17 protein-coding genes, 1 pseudogene and 1 riboswitch are annotated in these 18961 nt (G+C 42.5%); all 18 genes and pseudogenes read left to right on the forward strand.

From position 1 onward, the window contains the following. Nucleotide 1 precedes the first annotated feature (1 nt). The 18 genes and pseudogenes from CJ483_RS21090 (at nt 2) to CJ483_RS21175 (ending at nt 18885) form a co-directional block, all read left to right on the forward strand. Nucleotides 2-1534, forward strand: coding sequence for an ABC transporter ATP-binding protein (locus CJ483_RS21090; protein WP_120037346.1), 1533 nt, complete (start codon nt 2-4; stop codon nt 1532-1534). After that, on the forward strand, nt 1527-2570 hold the full coding sequence (locus CJ483_RS21095; RefSeq protein ID WP_120037348.1) for an ABC transporter permease: 1044 nt from the start codon (nt 1527-1529) through the stop codon (nt 2568-2570). Before CJ483_RS21090 ends, CJ483_RS21095 begins: the two co-directional genes overlap by 8 nt. Next, nucleotides 2571-3530 carry an ABC transporter permease gene (locus CJ483_RS21100; protein WP_120037349.1) on the forward strand — a complete coding sequence of 320 codons (960 nt, stop codon included), beginning with the start codon at nt 2571-2573 and terminating at the stop codon, nt 3528-3530. It abuts the gene before it with no gap. Between the two features lie 509 nt (nt 3531-4039). Beyond that, nucleotides 4040-5320 (forward strand): EF-P 5-aminopentanol modification-associated protein YfmF, encoded by a 1281-nt coding sequence (gene yfmF / locus CJ483_RS21105; RefSeq protein WP_120037352.1) that lies wholly within the window; start codon nt 4040-4042, stop codon nt 5318-5320. After that, the gene (gene yfmH / locus CJ483_RS21110; RefSeq protein ID WP_120037354.1) at nt 5320-6612 is read left to right on the forward strand and encodes an EF-P 5-aminopentanol modification-associated protein YfmH; all 1293 of its coding nucleotides are present in this window, start codon (nt 5320-5322) and stop codon (nt 6610-6612) included. The genes yfmF and yfmH overlap by 1 nt, the downstream gene beginning before the upstream one ends. Before the next feature lie 96 nt (nt 6613-6708). Beyond that, nucleotides 6709-7431 carry an elongation factor P 5-aminopentanone reductase gene (ymfI, locus tag CJ483_RS21115; protein WP_120037356.1) on the forward strand — a complete coding sequence of 241 codons (723 nt, stop codon included), beginning with the start codon at nt 6709-6711 and terminating at the stop codon, nt 7429-7431. A gap of 68 nt (nt 7432-7499) precedes the next feature. Further along, complete coding sequence (locus CJ483_RS21120) at nt 7500-7757, forward strand: DUF3243 domain-containing protein (protein ID WP_120037359.1); 258 nt, start codon at nt 7500-7502, stop codon at nt 7755-7757. Between the two features lie 114 nt (nt 7758-7871). Next, the gene (locus tag CJ483_RS21125; RefSeq protein WP_120037362.1) at nt 7872-8663 is read left to right on the forward strand and encodes a YmfK family protein; all 792 of its coding nucleotides are present in this window, start codon (nt 7872-7874) and stop codon (nt 8661-8663) included. An 18-nt stretch (nt 8664-8681) separates the two neighbouring features. Then, on the forward strand, nt 8682-9218 hold the full coding sequence (locus CJ483_RS21130) for a helix-turn-helix domain-containing protein (protein ID WP_182917121.1): 537 nt from the start codon (nt 8682-8684) through the stop codon (nt 9216-9218). A 151-nt stretch (nt 9219-9369) separates the two neighbouring features. Beyond that, nucleotides 9370-9552 carry a RodZ domain-containing protein gene (locus CJ483_RS21135; RefSeq protein ID WP_342754459.1) on the forward strand — a complete coding sequence of 61 codons (183 nt, stop codon included), beginning with the start codon at nt 9370-9372 and terminating at the stop codon, nt 9550-9552. A 65-nt stretch (nt 9553-9617) separates the two neighbouring features. Then, nucleotides 9618-10195: pseudogene (gene pgsA / locus CJ483_RS21140) on the forward strand (CDP-diacylglycerol--glycerol-3-phosphate 3-phosphatidyltransferase). Nucleotides 10196-10478: 283 nt separating this feature from the next. Next, nucleotides 10479-11723, forward strand: a complete 1245-nt coding sequence (locus CJ483_RS21145; protein WP_120037368.1) for a competence/damage-inducible protein A — start codon at nt 10479-10481, stop codon at nt 11721-11723. An 88-nt stretch (nt 11724-11811) separates the two neighbouring features. Next, nucleotides 11812-11922, forward strand: a riboswitch (SAM riboswitch). A 100-nt stretch (nt 11923-12022) separates the two neighbouring features. Then, nucleotides 12023-13321: an O-acetylhomoserine aminocarboxypropyltransferase/cysteine synthase family protein gene (locus tag CJ483_RS21150; RefSeq protein WP_120037370.1), complete on the forward strand. Its 1299-nt coding sequence runs from the start codon at nt 12023-12025 to the stop codon at nt 13319-13321. 297 nt (nt 13322-13618) lie between these two features. Further along, entirely contained in the window at nt 13619-14665 is a 1047-nt protein-coding gene (gene recA, locus CJ483_RS21155; protein ID WP_120037372.1) for a recombinase RecA, read from the forward strand. Nucleotides 14666-14904: 239 nt separating this feature from the next. Continuing rightward, nucleotides 14905-16464 (forward strand): ribonuclease Y, encoded by a 1560-nt coding sequence (gene rny / locus CJ483_RS21160; RefSeq protein WP_120037374.1) that lies wholly within the window; start codon nt 14905-14907, stop codon nt 16462-16464. A 62-nt stretch (nt 16465-16526) separates the two neighbouring features. Continuing rightward, entirely contained in the window at nt 16527-17327 is an 801-nt protein-coding gene (locus tag CJ483_RS21165) for a TIGR00282 family metallophosphoesterase (RefSeq protein WP_120037376.1), read from the forward strand. A 227-nt stretch (nt 17328-17554) separates the two neighbouring features. Continuing rightward, complete coding sequence (gene spoVS, locus CJ483_RS21170; RefSeq protein ID WP_041100119.1) at nt 17555-17815, forward strand: stage V sporulation protein SpoVS; 261 nt, start codon at nt 17555-17557, stop codon at nt 17813-17815. Between the two features lie 143 nt (nt 17816-17958). Continuing rightward, entirely contained in the window at nt 17959-18885 is a 927-nt protein-coding gene (locus CJ483_RS21175) for a dipeptidase (RefSeq protein ID WP_120038191.1), read from the forward strand. The last annotated feature ends 76 nt before the right edge of the window (nt 18886-18961 follow it).

An 18961-nucleotide genomic window follows, 5' to 3' on the forward strand; every position in this document is an offset into this window, starting at 1 on the left:
GGTGGAATATGTTATTGAAATGCTCGGCATTCGCAAAGAGTTCAATGGATTTGTTGCCAATGATGATATAACGCTTCAATTGCGCAAGGGAGAAATTCATGCGTTGCTTGGGGAGAATGGTGCAGGCAAGTCCACGTTGATGAATGTTTTATTTGGGCTATATCAGCCTGAAAAAGGTGAAATCAAAGTTCATGGCGAAACAGTTCACATTTCCAATCCCAACGTGGCAAATGAACTGGGTATCGGCATGGTCCATCAGCACTTTATGCTCGTTGATACATTTACAGTCACCGAAAATATTATTCTCGGAAAAGAGCCTAAGTCAGGTGGGAAAATTGACATCAAGCAAGCGGAGCAAAAAGTTAGAGAAATTTCTGAACAATATGGACTGGCTGTAGATCCGACAGCGAAAGTGTCAGACATTTCCGTTGGAATGCAGCAACGTGTCGAAATTTTAAAAACTCTTTACAGGGGTGCAGAAATACTAATTTTTGATGAACCGACGGCTGTATTAACCCCGCAGGAAATTAAAGAGCTCATCCAAATCATGAAAACCCTTATTAAAGAGGGCAAGTCTATTATTCTGATTACACATAAATTGAAAGAAATCATGGAAGTGTGTGATCGTGTAACGGTTATCCGTAAAGGAAAAGGGATCGGTACAGTGAATGTATCGGAAACGGACCCTAACCATCTAGCCAGCTTAATGGTCGGAAGGGAAGTTACATTCAAAACGGATAAACAGGAAGCGCAACCGAAAGACAGTGTGTTGGAAATCAAAAGTTTATTCGTCAAGGATACAAGAGGCATTCCGGCAGTAAGAGGATTAAATTTAACTGTCCATGCTGGAGAGATTGTCGGTATTTGCGGGGTAGACGGCAATGGACAGAGCGAGCTGATCGAGGCCATTACCGGGCTTCAAAAAGCCGAAAGCGGTTCAATTCTTGTCAGCGGTCGGGAAATTACGAATCTCAAGCCGCGGAAAATAACAGAGCAAGGGGTAGCGCATATTCCTCAAGATCGCCATAAACATGGACTTGTACTTGATTTTCCGATAGGGGAGAACATGGTTTTACAAACGTATTATCAGCAACCTTATTCTAAAGCAGGCGTTTTAAATTATAAAGAGATCTATAAAAAGGCCGGCCGATTGATCAAGGAATATGATGTGCGGACGCCATCGGAATATACACCGGCCCGCGCATTGTCAGGCGGAAACCAGCAAAAAGCGATTATTGGCCGGGAAGTAGACCGTGATCCCGATCTTCTTATTGCCGCTCAACCAACCCGTGGACTGGATGTTGGTGCGATTGAATTTATTCATAAGCGACTCATCGAGCAACGGGACAAAGGAAAAGCGGTATTGCTAATCTCCTTTGAATTAGATGAAATCCTTAACATTAGCGACAGGATCGCTGTTATTTATGAAGGAGAGATTGTGGCTATTGTTAATCCAAAAGAAACAACCGAGCAAGAGCTTGGATTGTTGATGGCTGGCTCCAAACGAAAGGAAGCAGGTGAGATGAATGTCTAAACGGTTTTCTAATATGGCAGTCCCTGTTGTATCTGTATTGTTAGGATTAATTACAGGAGCCATTATTATGTTAATCAGCGGCTACAATCCGATCAGCGGTTATGTTGCACTTTGGAATGGCGCATTTGGGGATACCTTCTATCTCGGTGAAACGCTTCGGCAAATGACTCCATATATATTTGCCGGTCTAGCTGTGGCATTTGCATTTCGGACAGGCCTGTTCAATATTGGTGTGGAAGGCCAGCTGTTAGTTGGCTGGTTGGCTTCAGTTTGGGTTGGGGTAGCTTTCGATTTGCCGAAAGCCATTCACTTACCGCTCTCTCTTTTGGCAGCGGCAGCGGCCGGTGCACTTTGGGGACTGATTCCAGGGTTGTTAAAAGCTCGTCTCCATGTCCATGAAGTTATTGTGACAATTATGATGAATTATATTGCTTTGCACGTGACAAATCATTTAATAAGAAATGTTATTAGTGATCAGTCTGATGCAACGGAAGCAGTGAAAGAAACAGCTAGTTTAAAATCTCCGTTCTTCGAATCGATCACAGATTTTTCTTCCCTTCATAACGGAATTTATCTTGGAATTATTGCCGCTATTATTATGTGGTTTGTTCTTGAAAAAACAACGCTCGGATACGAGCTTCGTTCAGTTGGTTTTAGTCAGCATGCTTCCCAGTATGCCGGTATGAATGTCAGTCGCAATATTGTTCTTTCAATGGTCATTTCAGGTGCGTTTGCTGGTCTTGGAGGAGCGATGGAAGGGCTAGGGACGTTTGGAAATGCCTTCTTGCACTCTGGATTTTCCGGCATAGGCTTCGATGGAATCGCTGTAGCACTTCTTGGTGGAAATGCAGCTATTGGTGTTGTGCTCGCTTCTTTACTATTCGGTGCTTTAAAAGTTGGAGCATTAAATATGCCAATTGAATCAGGTGTGCCGAACGAGCTTGTTGAAATCGTTATTGCTTTAATTATTTTCTTTGTTGCTTCCAGCTATATGATAAAATGGCTTCTCAGCCGATTCAAAAAGGAGGAGAAATAAGTGGATACATTAACGATTTTATCCATTATTATTTCATCGTCTCTTTTCGCAGCCGCCCCGCTTATTTTCACTGCATTAGGCGGTGTTTTCTCCGAGCGTTCCGGTGTCGTTAACATCGGTCTTGAAGGGCTGATGATTATTGGGGCGTTTACAGCTATTGTATTTAATCTAACATTCGCTTCAACCTTTGGAGCGGCTACCCCGTGGGTGGCTCTGATTGCAGCGATGATCGTCGGCGGATTGCTATCGCTTCTTCATGCGCTAGCTTCGATCACTTTCCGTGCCGATCAAGTTGTCAGTGGAGTGGCAATTAACTTTCTAGCTCTCGGTGTATCATTGTTTTTAGTGAAAATGCTTTACGATAAAGGTCAGACAGATATTATTAAATTCAACTTTAAAAAAGTGGATATCCCAGTTTTAAGTGATATTCCGGTGATTGGTCGGTTAATCTTTTCAAATATCTCTTACCCGGCTATTGTAGCGATTGCCCTGGCTTTCGTTTCTTGGTATGTGCTATTTAAAACTCCATTTGGTTTGCGTTTGCGAGCGGTAGGAGAGCATCCGATGGCAGCAGATACAATGGGTGTAAATGTAACGAAAATGCGCTACATTGCTGTTTTCATTTCTGGTTTGCTCGGTGGTTTGGGCGGAGGCGTGTATGCCCAGTCTATTTCACTCGACTTTAGCCATGCGACAATTACAGGCCAAGGCTTCATGGCTCTGGCAGCAATGATTTTTGGAAAATGGCATCCGCTCGGAGCGATGGGGGCAGCGATCTTCTTTGGGTTCGCTCAAAGCTTAAGTATCGTCGGATCAAGTATTCCATTTTTAGAGGATATTCCGGCAGTCTACTTATTAATCGCCCCTTACGTGCTGACAATTCTAGCCCTTGCTGGATTTATTGGTCGGGCCGATGCACCAAAAGCGTCCGGAACCCCATACATCAAAGGCAGCAGGTAACAAACAAGAAAAGCGGAAGGCGCTTGATTAGCGCGCTAGCGGATTGGAGCTCCCGACAAGAAGTCGATTTTCAGACTTCGATAGAGAGAGCGAAATCAGCGTACGCGCTAGCGCCTGCAGCTGAACAAAAGAAAAGCGAAAGTACCACAATGTATCAATAAGCAAATCCCTCTCTATCAAGAAGTGTTTCTTGATAGAGAGGGGATTTTTCTTTAAACACAGGAAGGAAGAATACTGACGTTTATTTTACAGATGTAAAATAGGAAGCCTTGTGAACTATAAGGTAAAAGAGTCGGATAGATATTTCTTGTCAGCCGCACAATCGTTTGTGTAAAAACTGAATCTACATTAGCCAGATTTTGAAGAATTTTACTCGGATGGTACGTTTCAATTTTCAATTAGGCGCCTCTCATGTATAGTGAAATTAAGTTTTTCATAAATATGGGCATGAATTATAGGATAAACGGATAAAAATATAGACATAGCTGCTGGAAAAGGAGGGTATTTTAGTGACATTAGTCAATGAAAATATTATAAAAAAAGAAGGGTACACATTACACATCGTAAAGACTGATAAATATAAGACAAATACGATTGTCTTTAGGATGAAAGCTCCGCTTGAAAAAGAAACTGTAACGAAGAGGGCTTTGCTTCCTTATGTTCTTCAAAGCAATTCGGAAAAGTACCCAACATCCACACATCTGCGTTCATATCTTGACGATTTATATGGTGCTGGCTTTTATGTAGATGTAGCAAAAAAAGGAGACTTTCATGTGATGAGCTTTTCATTGGAAGTAGCGAATGAGAAGTTTCTAAAAGCAGGAGAGCCGCTGCTCGAAAAAGCGTTGCAATTTATGCATGAAATCTTGCAGAGACCGAAAGTGAGCAATGGAGCGCTAGATAAAGATACGGTACAAGATGAAAAGCGTAATCTAAAACAAAGAATTCAGTCCATCTATGATGATAAAATGCGTTTTGCAAGCGCTCGTCTCCTCGAAGAGATGTACAAAGGAGATCCTTATGCTCTTCAGGCAAACGGCCTGTATGAAGCAGTAGATGAAATAAATGAAACCGATTTATATAAGTATTATGAACAAGCATTTTCGGAAGATGAAATGGATATGTATATCGTTGGAGATGTGGAAGCTGATCAAGTGGAAAAAATAGCTGGCCGCTTATTTCAGTTCAACAACAGAAATCCCCGATCTCCCCAATCAGCGAAACAAACAGCCTCACCTTCTGAGCCCAAAGAAGTTGTAGAAAAGCAGGAAATCAATCAAGGAAAACTTCATATTGGCTATCGCACTCATATTACTTTTGGTGACGATGACTACTTTGCTTTGCAGATGTTTAACGGGATTTTTGGTGGGTTTTCTCACTCCAAATTGTTTATGAATGTGAGGGAAAAAGAAAGCCTAGCCTACTACGCAGCGAGCCGCTTGGAAAGCCATAAAGGCTTCTTGATGGTTCTTTCAGGAATTGACAGCAAAAATTACAGCAAAGCTGTAAAGATCATTGCTGAGCAGCTTCAAGCGATGAAAAAGGGAGAAGTTTCTGAAAGAGAGCTGGAGCAAACAAAAGCCGTCATCCGCAACCAGATACTTGAGACGCTTGATACAGCGAGAGGTACTATTGAAATGCTCTATCATAATGTTATAGGCAAAACGGCAGTCACGATTGATAATTGGCTGGAGGCAGCAGAGCGAATGACAATAGAGGAAGTTGTAGCGGTTGCCAATAAAGTGGAAATAGATACGGTGTACTTTCTGTCGGGAACGGAGGAAGAATAATGGAGAAAATTCTGTTTGATCAGCTGCAGGAAGAATTGTATTTTGAGAAAATGGATAATGGATTAGATGTGTATGTACTTCCGAAAAAAGGCTTTAATAAGACATACGCTACCTTTACGACAAAGTATGGGTCCATTGACAATCAGTTTATCCCACAGGGAGGGAGCGAGTATGTCCGGGTACCAGATGGGATTGCTCACTTTTTGGAGCATAAAATGTTTGAGAAAGCAGATGGCGACGTGTTTCAATATTTTAGCCGTCAAGGCGCTTCAGCGAACGCTTTTACTTCTTTTACGAGAACAGCCTACCTGTTTTCCAGCACAGACAAAGTAATGGACAATCTAGAGACACTTATAAACTTTGTCCAAGATCCGTATTTCACTGAACAGACAGTGGAAAAGGAAAAGGGCATTATTGGTCAGGAAATACGTATGTATGATGATAATCCAGACTGGCAGGCTTATTTTGGCCTTATTGAGAATATGTACCACAACCATCCAGTAAAGATTGATATTGCTGGTACGGTAGAATCCATCGCAGAAATTACAAAAGATCACTTATACGAGTGTTATCGCACGTTTTATCACCCGAGCAACATGCTTTTGTTCATAGTTGGCTCGGTTGATCCCGAGAAAACCATTGGGTTCGTTCGCGAAAATCAAGCAAAAAAAGAGTATCAAAAGCAAGAGGAAATCAAACGTTTGATAGAGCAGGAGCCAGAAGAGGTTAACGAGAAAAAACGAGTTCTTAAAATGAATGTTCAATTACCGAAGTGTCAAGTTGGTATCAAAGCAATCGATACTGAATTGCAGGGAAAAGAATTACAAAAGCGGGAACTGACGATGAATATATTGCTTGATATACTTTTTGGAAAAAGTTCCCCGCTCTATTACCAGCTTTATCGAGAAGGGCTAATTGATGAAACATTTTATTACGACTTTACCCAGGAGAAGGGCTTTGGTTTTGCGATGGTCGGTGGAGATACAACCAAGCCGGAGGAGCTGGGAGAACGCATTCGTACTATTTTGCTTGAAGCGAAAGAAGGAAAGCATCTAACAGAAGAGGCCGTACAGCGGTCTATTCGAAAAAAGATCGGTTCTTTTTTACGATCGGTTAATTCACCAGAATATATTGCTAATCAATTTATTCGTTATGCCTTCAATGAAATGGATTTATTTGAAGTAGTGCCACTCTTGGAAGCAATTACGCTGGAAGATGTAAAGAACACTGCCGAACGAATGGTGGCAGAAAACCGCCTGACCGCTTTTTATATTTTGCCTAAACAGGCATAAATAGGTAGCAGGGCAGCTGGATTCTCTTTTTTCATGACATCATGGGGAAAGGGAGTCCAGCTGCTTCCTTGTGTAGAGAGAATGGGGGAGTACACAGTGAAGAAGTATGCGCTTGTTACAGGAGCGAGCGGAGGAATAGGAGAAGAAATTTCCAGGAAGCTAGCAAAAGAAGGATGGAACTTGTATTTGCAATACTATAAAGGAAAAGAAAAAATAAAGTCGTTACAAAAAGAGCTGGAAAACATGGGAGCAGAGGTGATCCCGATCCAGGCAGATTTAACTTCTGCTGCAGGTGCTCACTTTCTGTCGAGCCAGTTATTTGCCCTGGAGGCTGCCGTATTTGCAGGAGGAACGGCTCACTACAGCTTATTTCAAGAGATTGAAGAAGAGGAAATGGATAAGCTTTGGCAGCTTCACGTCAAAAGTCCTATGATCATTGTGCAAAAGTTAATTCCAAAGCTTCGCAAAGCAATTTCGCCCTCAGTTGTTTTAGTTTCTTCGGTGTGGGGACAGACAGGGGCCGCTTGTGAGGTAGCTTATTCGACGGTAAAAGGCGCCCAAATTGCATTTGTGAAGGCATTAGCAAAAGAGTTAGCTCCTTCCAATATTCGTGTGAACGCGATTGCTCCGGGAGCGGTTAATACACCTATGATGGAAAAATTTACAATGGAAGAAAAAGCAGAAATAGCAGCTGATATTCCGATGGGGCGTCTTGGTGCTGCAGCCGAAGTAGCTGAAGCGGTTTACTTCGTCTGTTCACCTGCAGCTTCTTACATAACAGGTCAAGTGCTTGCTGTAAATGGCGGCTGGTACACATGATTCATATGCATAATTTTTCTCTCGGGGAACAAACTAATGTTGCAACTCAATAAAGGAGGGACAACGACATGTCAGTACTCGAAAATTGGCACGAATGGAAAAACTTCTTGGGAGACAAATTAAATCAAGCTACAAACTCAGGAATGAACAATGATGTAATCAATAATATGGCTTATCAAGTTGGTGATTATCTTGCCAACAAAGTCGACCCGAAAAACGAGCAGGAAAGAGTATTATCTGATTTGTGGTCCGTTGCTTCAGAAGAAGAACAAAGAGCAATTGCAAGCATGATGGTAAAATTAGTTCAAAATAATGGTAGTCGCTAAGAGAGGGAGCTTTTCCCTCTCTTTTTTCTTTCATTACAGAGATAAATCATATATGATAGTACCTAGACATTATCATTAATGGGCTTTTTGATGAAGCCGCTAGGAGCGTTATCTATGTCCAAAAAAGAATGGTATTTAGAATATAAAATTGTTAAAAACCGTCCAGGGCTGTTAGGAGATGTTGCTTCGCTACTCGGTATGCTTTCCATTAATATTGTAACAATTAATGGCGTGGATGAGGCGAGCCGCGGGCTTTTAATGTTGGCAGAAAGCGAAGACCAAATCAGAAGGCTTGAATCCATTTTAATGACGATGGACACGATTCAAATTATTAAATTAAGGGAACCTAAACTAAGAGACCGAATGGCTGTCCGGCATGGCCGCTATATCCAAAGAGATGCGGACGACAAAAAAACATTCCGTTTCGTTCGGGATGAACTTGGACTTCTCGTTGATTTTATGGCAGAATTGTATAAAATGGAAGGGCACAAATTAATTGGCATTCGTGGCATGCCAAGGGTTGGAAAAACAGAATCCATTGTAGCGGCAAGTGTTTGTGCCAATAAGAGATGGTTATTCGTTTCGTCGACAATGATTAAGCAAACTGTTCGTGATCAGTTAATTCGGGACGAATACAATCCAAATCACCTTTTTATTATGGATGGGGTTGTATCGATAAAGAGAGCCAATGAAAGACATTGGCAGCTCGTTCGGGAAATTATGAGACTGCCTGCCGTTAAAGTAGTGGAACATCCAGATATTTTTGTACAAAATAGCGAGTACAGTTTAGAGGACTTTGATTATATTATTGAACTTCGCAATCATCCTGATGAAGAAATTACATACGAGCCGGTGGAGAAGAACAACTTATTCCAGGATATGGACTTTGGTGGTTTTAACTTTTAATTATGGAAGGTGTTATGGGTGACAGAATTAGGAAACCGCTTAAGAGAAGCACGGGAGGCGAAAGGGCTATCCTTAGCAGATGTGCAGGAAATGACAAAGATTCAGAAAAGATATTTAAAGGGCATAGAAGAGGGGAATTATGAGCTGATGCCCGGCAAATTTTATGTACGGGCGTTTATCAAGCAATATGCTGAAGCGGTTGGGCTTGACCATGAGCAATTGTTTGAAGAATATAAAAATGAAATTCCTTCTTCCTATGAAGATGAAATTCCTCAAAGAGCGACAAAAGTAGAGAAAGTACGGACGACGGCGCCAGCTGAACCGTCCAAGCTTCTTGAGTATTTACCGAGGATTTTAGTGACGGCTTTTGTTGTCGGAGCACTTTTTCTAGTTTGGTTTCTTATCCCTAAGAGTGATTCTAATGACAAAGCGGTGAAGGAAGAAACCGTTGTTGAACAGCCGAAAGACCAGACGGATGATAAGAAAGAAGCCAAAGAGCCAAAAAAGAAACGAACAAAGAGCCTAAAAAGAAGAGAAAGTCGAAGAGCCTGCTAAGCCTGCACAAACCTTAACTGCAGCAGGGGCGAGCGGCAGGAAAGCCACATACGTTCTTCAAAATGCAGAGAAATTCGAGGTAACTATTCTATCTAAAGGGGAGACATGGATAGGAGTAACTGATGGAAGCGGAAAAAGCTATTATAATAATATGTTGGCAAAAGGACAGTCGCAAACATTTAATTTAACAGGACAGACAGAAGCGAAAATTGTCGTTGGCTTTGCACCGGATACGGAAATTAAAGTAAACGGCGAAACGCTGGCGTATCAGCTTCCGGCTGCCAAACAGGTAAGACAAGACATTATTATTCAGGCGAAACCTGCCGGACAATAATTTGGCAGTTTTTTGGATAGCTTCTTTGTAAGTTGTCTGTCGATAGAATAGTTGGAGGGTCGACTGTGAATTTACCGAATAAAATTACTGTTTCAAGGATTTTAATGATCCCGCTCTTTTTGGTGATCATGTTAGTTGAGTTTAATTGGGGGACCTTACAGTATTTGGTACCACCATGCCGGCTGCCCACTTTTGGGGAGCCATGCTATTTATTTTAGCCTCAACGACTGACTGGGTTGATGGCTATTATGCGAGAAAATTAAACCAGGTCACAAACTTGGGGAAATTTTTAGATCCACTCGCTGATAAGTTACTTGTATCAGCAGCCTTAATCGTGCTTGTTGATTTTAATTTAGCTGCTTCCTGGATTGTCATTCTTATTATCAGCAGGGAGTTTGCGGTAACGGGCTTACGGTTAATCTTAGCTGGAGAAGGCGAAGTGGTTGCGGCTAATATGCTTGGGAAAATTAAGACGTGGGCGCAGATTATTGCCATTGCGGCTTTATTGCTTCATAATGCGCCATTTGAAGGATTAGGAATCCCATTTGCAGATATCGCCCTTTGGATAGCGGCATTCTTTACCGTTTGGTCCGGCTGGGATTACTTCTATCTTAACCGTGGCGTGTTTAAACATTCAAAGTAAAAGAAAAGGTTGCTCCAAAGTAAGCCCGTTGTGTTTTAAAATTTACCACGATACTATATAAAATAAGGCTGCTTATGGAGCAGCCTTATTTTTAATAAAGGCCCCTGTTCCACTGCTTGCTTGTTGATTTATACTGCAGGCGGACGCTTTCCGCTGGCGGTCTGTGCGCCATCTTACCAGGACTCACTTTCTCCGCTAAAGACACTTTCTTCTGCTACAATCAACTATCGAAAAAACAATATTCATCTTTAACAGGGCCTGAATAAGAGAAGGGATGACAAAAATGAATGCAGAAATTATTGCAGTTGGTTCCGAGTTGCTGTTAGGGCAAATTACAAATACAAACGCCCAGTTTCTCTCTCAGCAATTAGCGGAAATTGGGGTGAATGTGTACTATCATACGGTTGTTGGGGACAATAGTAGCCGTGTGCTCGATGCAATAAAGGAAGCGGAAAAAAGAGCGGACTTGCTTATCTTTACAGGTGGGCTTGGTCCTACGAAGGATGATTTAACAAAGGAAGCAATTGCCGCTCATATTGGTCGTCCGCTTGTTTATAACGAAGAGGCCTTAAAAAGTATTGAAAACTACTTTGTAAAAACGAAGCGCCCGATGACACCAAACAATAAAAAACAGGCCCTGGTCATGGAGGGCTGTCTCGTTTTAGCGAATGATCATGGCATGGCGCCAGGGATGATGGTAAAAGGAAAGAATCACTTCTATATGCTTTTGCCGGGGCCACCCCGGGAAATGCAGCCGATGTTTGTCCGCTATGGAAAGCCGGCGCTATTAGATGTGCTTGAAAAAGTTGAAAAAATAGAGTCACGCGTATTAAGGTTTTTTGGTATTGGAGAATCTGCTTTAGAAACAGAAGTAGAGGATTTGTTACTCGCACAGCAAAATCCGACGATTGCCCCGCTTGCTGGTGATGGAGAGGTAACACTGCGAATCACTGCTAAACACGAATCGGAAGAAACCGCTTTACAGATGATACAAGAAGCAGAGGAGGAAATTCTTCGCCGGGTCGGGGAATACTTTTACGGCTATAATGATACGTCCATTGCCCGTGAGCTAGCGGAGCGCTTAAAGGAAACATCTCATACGTTAGCAGCAGCTGAAAGCTTAACAGGGGGATTGTTTCAAAGTGAAATGACAGCTATTCCCGGAGCGAGCATTTTCTTTAATGGCGGGATTGTTTGCTACTCCAATGAAGCAAAGGAAAAACTCGTGCAAGTGAAGCCAGAAACGCTTGAAAGTTATGGTGCCATTAGTGAACAGTGTGCTATTGAATTAGCGGAAAATGTCCGCAGTCTTTTGAATGCTGACTTCGGTATTAGCTTTACCGGAGTGGCGGGACCGGATAAATCGGAAGGACACTCGCCTGGTACTGTATGGATTGGTCTTGCTTCAAAGCACAGGGAAACAAAAGTATTCAAACTCCAATTAGTAGGCAGCCGTGAAGGAATTAGAAAGCGCTCAGTTAAGTATGGGTGTCATTATTTGTTGGCTGAGCTTGCTGGAGATAAGTGAAAACATTCGGAATATTATTGACTATTCTGATCGCTATGCTATATAATAAAAACCAAGAGATTATGAGTTACGCAATTAAATAGAAGTACTCTTATTGAGAGCGGTGGAGGGATTAGGCCCGATGAAGCCCGGCAACCTTCAGACAAATTGTCTGAAACGGTGCTAATTCCTGCAGGCGTATGTGCCTGAGAGATAAGAGGAGGATCCTATAATAAAGCCCTCTTCTTACAACAGAAGAGGGCTTTTTAGTTATTCTTCAGGTTACTAGCGCTTTATTTAATAATTGGGAGGGATTAATGATGACAAACGAACAGTGGAACAAAGAAACAATTTTACTTCATGGAGGACAAGTGCCGGATCCGGTTACTGGCGCCCGTGCCGTTCCGATTTATGAAACGACTTCTTATGTATTTGAAGATACAGATCATGCTAACGCCCTATTTGCTTTGCAAAAGCCAGGAAATATTTATACGCGTATTACCAACCCGACAGTAGATGTGTTTGAAAAGCGTGTGGCTGCATTGGAAAAGGGAGCAGCAGCAGTGGCGCTCTCATCAGGAATGGCTGCCATTTCCTTTTCAATTCTTAATCTGGCTCACGCGGGCGATGAAATTATAGCGGCAGCTAATTTATACGGAGGCACCTATAACCTTTTTGCCAATACGCTTCCTAAATACGGGATTAATGTAAAGTTTGTTGATTCTACTGATCCGGAAAATTTCCGCAAAGCGATCACTCCAAAAACAAAAGCTCTGTTTGGAGAAATTATCGGAAATCCTTCCTTGAATGTGCTTGATGTGGAAAAGGTGGCAGATATTGCTCATGAAAATGGTATTCCGCTCATTGTAGATAATACGTTTGCTTCTCCTTACGGGGCTAATCCGCTTGTTCGAGGGGCCGACATTGTCGTTCATTCCGCTACGAAATGGATCAGCGGCCATGGAACAGTCATCGGTGGTATAGTAGTAGATGGAGGAACATTCAATTGGAACAGTGAGAAGTTTCCTGGCTTTACGGAGCCGGATGAATCTTATAATGGTTTAAGATTTGCGGACCTGGAAGGCCCAGCCTTTGCTATCAAATTACGCGTACAGTTGTTACGGGATTTTGGCCCTTCCTTGAGTGCCCATAGCGCCTTCTTGTTGCTTCAAGGGCTGGAAACGTTGCATTTACGTATTCAGCGCCATCATGAAAACACGCTTGCTATCGTCGATTATTTGAAAAATCATCCGGCAGTAGATTGGGTATCTCATCCAAGCTTGGAGGATCATCCATCTCATGAATTAGCGAAGAAATACTTGGCTAATACGTTTGGTTCTATTGTTGTATTTGGCATTAAAGGCGGCCGCGAAGCAGGTAAAAAAGTGATTGATAACATTAAACTGTGGTCACATGTTGCCAATGTGGGGGATGGCAAGTCACTCATTATTCACCCGGCTTCTACCACACATCAGCAATTAAGCAGTGAAGACTTAGCAAAATCAGGTACGAAAGAAGAGATGATCCGTTTATCGATCGGACTGGAGTCAACAGAGGACCTGATTGCTGACTTGAATCAGGCGATTAAAAAAGCGACTGGCGTAGCTGTAGAAGCTTAACGCTTTTCCTTATTAAATAAAGAATATGACAGGCTTAAAATTATCCTCTCCTGCTTTTTTATGATAAAATAAAAAAGCAGGAGTTACTTTTTTTTCTTCTTTTTTCCGCTATTTCTTCTTCTACTTTTCTAGTTTCTTATCCATTCTTCTTCTCAGGAGGAAAAATAAAAAAACCGAATAAATGTTCGCTTTTTACTTGAAATTGTCTCAATAAAAAGGTATAGTTAGTATAGATTATGAAACAACATGTCACTGTGCATTTACTTAATAGATTGTTAATTTTAAGGAGGAATTTTAGTGAACGATCGTCAAGCAGCATTGGATATGGCCTTAAAGCAAATTGAAAAACAATTTGGTAAAGGGTCTATCATGAAATTAGGAGAACAAACAGACCGGAAAATTTCCACTAGTCCAAGCGGCTCGCTTGCTCTTGACGCAGCCCTTGGTGTAGGCGGTTATCCACGCGGTCGGGTCGTTGAGATCTATGGGCCGGAAAGCTCTGGTAAAACAACCGTGGCTCTTCACGCTATTGCTGAAGTACAAGCTGCCGGCGGTCAAGCTGCTTTCATTGATGCGGAGCATGCGCTTGATCCTGTATACGCTCAGAAATTAGGAGTCAACATTGATGAGTTGTTGCTTTCTCAGCCGGATACAGGCGAGCAAGCACTTGAAATTGCCGAAGCTCTCGTACGAAGCGGTGCTGTCGATATCCTGATTGTCGACTCGGTCGCAGCCCTTGTTCCAAAGGCTGAAATTGAAGGAGAAATGGGCGACTCCCATGTCGGCCTGCAGGCACGTTTAATGTCACAGGCGCTTCGCAAGCTGTCTGGTGCTATTAATAAATCTAAAACAATTGCAATCTTCATTAACCAAATTCGTGAGAAAGTCGGGATTATGTTCGGTAACCCGGAAACAACGCCTGGAGGCCGTGCGCTCAAGTTTTATAGCTCCGTCCGCCTGGAAGTTCGCCGTGCTGAAGCACTGAAACAAGGAAATGAAATTGTAGGAAACAAAACAAAGATTAAAGTAGTGAAAAATAAAGTGGCTCCTCCGTTCCGTGTAGCAGAAGTCGATATCATGTATGGAGAAGGAATCTCCAGAGAAGGTGAAATCATCGATATGGGATCAGAGGTAGATATTGTTCAAAAGAGCGGTGCCTGGTATTCATATAATGAGGAACGCCTTGGTCAAGGGCGTGAGAATGCAAAGCAGTTCTTAAAGGAAAATCCGGCTGTTCGTCAGGAGATTATGATGAAGATCCGCCAGCATTATGGTCTTGATGCTGACTTTGTAGAAGTAGAGGAAGCAGAAGAGACAGAAGAATTCAGTTTGCTTGACGAATAATAAACAGGAGCGGTGTCAGGAGACATCGCTCCTCTTGTTTTTTATTAGTCTCGAAGAAGACTGTTACCGTGATGAAACTCTTGACAAGAAATTTTCACAACTATAAAATTGAGATGTATATTTTACATTTTTTTCTCTTAAAAATGGAAATGAGAAGCTGTATATTGAAATGATAACACAATGTATCAGCCGACATGTTAAAAGCATGGCAAAAGTTCATAGCAAGAGGAGGTGAAAGGATGGAACCCATTACAATCATCTTCATTTTGCTTGGCCTAATCGTCGGTGTAGTTGTTGGCTATTTTGTTCGAAAGTCCATTGCAGAATCAAAGATTGCAGGAGCTAAAAGTGCTGCAGAGCAAATTATTGACGACGCAAAGCGTGAGGCAGAATCGCTAAAGAAAGAAGCCCTGCTTGAAGCAAAGGATGAAATTCACAAGCTTCGTACAGACACGGAGTTAGAACTTCGTGAACGAAGAAACGAATTGCAAAAACAAGAGAATCGTTTGTTACAGAAGGAAGAGAACCTCGACCGAAAAGATGAATCGCTGGATAAACGCGAATTACAGCTCGAGAAAAAAGAGGAGATTCTTGCTGAGAGACAACAACATATTGAAGAGATGGACAGCAAAGTGGAAGAGATGATCAAAAAGCAGCAGGCGGAACTAGAACGAATCGCCAGTCTTACTCGGGACGAAGCCCGCTCGATTATCTTGGATCGAACGGAGCAAGAGCTTGCGCACGATATTGCTGTAATGACAAAAGAGCAAGAAAACCGAGCGAAAGAAGAAGCAGACAAGAAAGCGAAGTCAATCCTTTCTCTTGCCATTCAGCGCTGTGCGGCCGATCATGTGGCAGAAACAACTGTATCAGTTGTTACTTTGCCAAATGATGAAATGAAAGGTCGTATCATTGGACGGGAAGGACGAAACATCCGTACACTGGAAACGCTGACAGGTATTGATTTGATTATTGATGATACACCGGAAGCAGTAATTCTCTCTGGATTTGACCCAATTCGTCGGGAAACTGCCAAGATTGCTCTTGAAAAACTCGTACAGGATGGACGTATCCATCCAGCGCGTATCGAAGAAATGGTAGATAAAGCGCGCAGAGAAGTAGATGAGCATATCCGGGAGGTCGGTGAGCAGACAACTTTCGAAGTAGGTGTTCATGGATTACATCCGGATTTGATTAAAATTCTTGGTCGATTGAAATATCGTACAAGCTACGGCCAGAATGTGCTGAAGCATTCCATGGAAGTTGCTTTCCTTACTGGCTTGTTGGCAGCAGAGCTTGGGGAAGATGAAACACTTGCCCGCCGTGCCGGCTTGCTTCATGACATCGGTAAAGCTGTCGATCATGAAGTGGAAGGAAGCCATGTAGAAATTGGTGTGGAACTCGCGACAAAATATAAAGAGCATCCAGTTGTTATTAATAGTATTGCTTCTCACCACGGAGACACTGAGCCAACTTCTATTATTGCTGTACTCGTGGCTGCAGCCGATGCACTGTCCGCTGCCAGACCGGGTGCCCGCAGTGAAACGCTGGAAAACTATATTCGCCGCCTGGAGAAACTCGAGGAAATTGCCGAATCTTATGAGGGCGTAGAGAAATCTTTTGCTATCCAAGCTGGACGCGAAGTGCGGATTATCGTTAAGCCTGAACAGGTGGATGATTTGCAAGCGCACCGACTGGCACGTGATATTCGGAAACGAATTGAGGGAGAGCTTGATTATCCAGGTCATATTAAAGTAACAGTCATAAGAGAAACGCGTGCTGTGGAATATGCGAAATAAAGCGGTGTGAGTGATCACACCGCTTTCCCTATGGGGAAATAAAGGTAAGGAAAGGAATTTATATGAGGATATTATTTGTAGGCGATGTTGTCGGGTCTCCAGGGCGCGACATGATTAATCAGTATTTACCAAGACTTAAAAATAAGTATCGGCCAGAGCTGACAATCGTTAATGGAGAAAATGCTGCTTCAGGACGGGGGATTACCGAAAAAATTTACCGCCAGTTTTTAGTAGACGGGGCTGACGTGGTTACGCTTGGCAACCATGCTTGGGATAATAGGGATGTTTTCGAATTTATTGATGAGGCCAATGCACTCGTTCGGCCGGCTAATTTTCCAGAAGGCACTCCAGGAACTGGATTGTTATTCATTAAGCGTGCCGGTGTAGAAGCGGCAGTGATTAATCTTCAAGGGCGTACATTTATGCCCGCTCTTGATTGTCCCTTTGAAAAAGCCAAAGCACTCGTCGCCAAAGCACGTGAACGGACGCCGATTATTTTTGTTGATTTTCATGCGGAAGCGACAAGTGAAAAACAGGCAATTGGCTGGTTTTTAGATGGAAATGTGTCTGCTGTGATAGGAACACATACTCATGTGCAAACAGCGGATAATCGCATTTTGCCAAAAGGCACAGCGTACTTATCAGATGTTGGAATGACAGGACCATATGATGCGATTCTTGGTATGGAGAAGGAAGCAGTTTTAAAGAAATTTGTCACAGGGCTGCCGGTGCGATTTGAAGTGCCGAAAAGTGGAAGAACACAATTAAGCGCTTGTTTGATTGAAGTTGATAAAAAAACAGGAAAAGCCAAAGCTATTGACCGTATTCTCATTAATGAGGATACACCATTTATTGCTGAGTAGCCTGGTGTCCCCTTTTGTTTAACGAGTGATCCGAGCGAGATAAGCCTGCTAAAGCGCGCTGCTTTTTCTCTAGCTGAAAAGGCTACTATGTGAAGTTCCTAGGGTTTCTTAGTTGAAGTCTGTAATACAGGAGCCTGTCCTCGAATATAGTAGAAATGGAAGGATAGCGAGCAACTATGTTCACTTAAATGAGCATTCGGTATCGTTTAACAAAAGGAGGACAAGAAATGGAGATATTAAAAGTTTCGGCAAAATCTAATCCTAATTCTGTAGCTGGTGCACTTGCCGGTGTTCTTCGGGAAAGAGGGGCGGCTGAAATTCAGGCAATTGGGGCTGGTGCGCTTAATCAAGCGGTCAAGGCAGTAGCGATTGCACGAGGATTTGTTGCTCCAAGCGGGGTAGATTTAATTTGCATCCCAGCTTTTACAGACATTATGATTGAAGGAGAAGAACGAACTGCAATCAAATTGATTGTCGAACCTCGATAACATCATAAATATGGATAAAAACCGGCCTTTTGATAGTACAGGAGAAGAAGGATTAGTCTTCTGCTCTGCTTTCTTAAGGCGGGTTTTTCTTTTTTTACGCTTTGTTGTTTCGCCTTTATGAATCAGAAACATTTCTGAAAGGGATGAGAAAAATGGTGTTTGATGCACACTGTGACGTCTTATATCAATTACAAAAAGATCCAAAGAAAAATTTTAATGATCCTTCCTTGCATGTGACACACAGCAGACTTAAACGAGCGAAAGCCAAGGTTCAATGCTTTGCGATCTTTCTTCCAACTTCAGTGAGGCCAAACGATCGGTTCCGCTCGGCATTAGAGCAAATTGATTTATTTTACAAGAAGGTGATTGATCCCTATCCAGATATGAAAGTGATTACAACTAGGCGGGAATTGGAAGAGCTGAAAAACGGAGAAATTGGCGCCGTACTTACGCTCGAAGGCGGTGAGGCAATTGAAGAAGACCCATTAAAGCTATCGACCCTATACCGGCTCGGTGTAAGGTCCGTCGGTTTAACGTGGAATCACACTAATGCTTTGGCAGACGGTGCTATGACTAAAAGGGGAGCGGGTATAACTGAATTTGGAAGTCGCGTTGTCCGTATGCTGAATGAATGGAAGGCTTGGACAGATGTATCTCATTTGTCGGAGAAGGCCTTTTGGGATGTAATGGAACAGGCTGATCATCCAATTGCTAGTCATTCAAATTGCTACAGCCTTTGTCCGCATCCGCGCAATTTGAAAGATGATCAAATTCAAGCATTAATTGAAAAGGATAGCGTGGTCGGCCTCTCCTTTGTACCGTTTTTTATTAAGGAACATGGAAAGGTATATGCTCAAGACTTGCTGAAGCACGTAGAGCATATTTGTGAACTGGGGGGTGAAAACCATCTTGGTTTCGGCTCGGATTTTGATGGCATTGACGAAATGATTCAAGGTTGGGATTCATATGAGGCCTACGAGCAATGGACAGAGATTCTTCAAAAGTACTATTCCGCCAGCCAAGTAGAAAAGTTTCTTTGGACGAATTTTTCAAGTCGATTTCCGGGATGAGGGTCGCGTTTAGCTATAGTGATTCAACTGTAAAAGTGATAAACTAAAAAAGTAATAGTTTTGAAGATCCGAATGT

Origin of the sequence: Bacillus sp. PK3_68, assembly GCF_003600835.1 — a bacterium.
Taxonomy (GTDB): Bacteria; Bacillota; Bacilli; order Bacillales; family Domibacillaceae; genus Pseudobacillus.

Excerpts from the sequence above, each read along its gene's own strand:
- CJ483_RS21095 (WP_120037348.1), top strand. The coding sequence starts at position 1,527 with ATGTCTAAACGGTTTTCTAATATGGCAGTCCCTGTTGTATCTGTATTG.
- yfmH (WP_120037354.1), top strand. The coding sequence starts at position 5,320 with ATGGAGAAAATTCTGTTTGATCAGCTGCAGGAAGAATTGTATTTTGAG.
- CJ483_RS21120 (WP_120037359.1), top strand. The coding sequence starts at position 7,500 with ATGTCAGTACTCGAAAATTGGCACGAATGGAAAAACTTCTTGGGAGAC.
- CJ483_RS21125 (WP_120037362.1), top strand. The coding sequence starts at position 7,872 with ATGTCCAAAAAAGAATGGTATTTAGAATATAAAATTGTTAAAAACCGT.
- CJ483_RS21135 (WP_342754459.1), top strand. The coding sequence starts at position 9,370 with ATGTTGGCAAAAGGACAGTCGCAAACATTTAATTTAACAGGACAGACA.
- CJ483_RS21145 (WP_120037368.1), top strand. The coding sequence starts at position 10,479 with ATGAATGCAGAAATTATTGCAGTTGGTTCCGAGTTGCTGTTAGGGCAA.
- CJ483_RS21150 (WP_120037370.1), top strand. The coding sequence starts at position 12,023 with ATGACAAACGAACAGTGGAACAAAGAAACAATTTTACTTCATGGAGGA.
- rny (WP_120037374.1), top strand. The coding sequence starts at position 14,905 with ATGGAACCCATTACAATCATCTTCATTTTGCTTGGCCTAATCGTCGGT.
- CJ483_RS21165 (WP_120037376.1), top strand. The coding sequence starts at position 16,527 with ATGAGGATATTATTTGTAGGCGATGTTGTCGGGTCTCCAGGGCGCGAC.
- spoVS (WP_041100119.1), top strand. The coding sequence starts at position 17,555 with ATGGAGATATTAAAAGTTTCGGCAAAATCTAATCCTAATTCTGTAGCT.
- CJ483_RS21175 (WP_120038191.1), top strand. The coding sequence starts at position 17,959 with ATGAGAAAAATGGTGTTTGATGCACACTGTGACGTCTTATATCAATTA.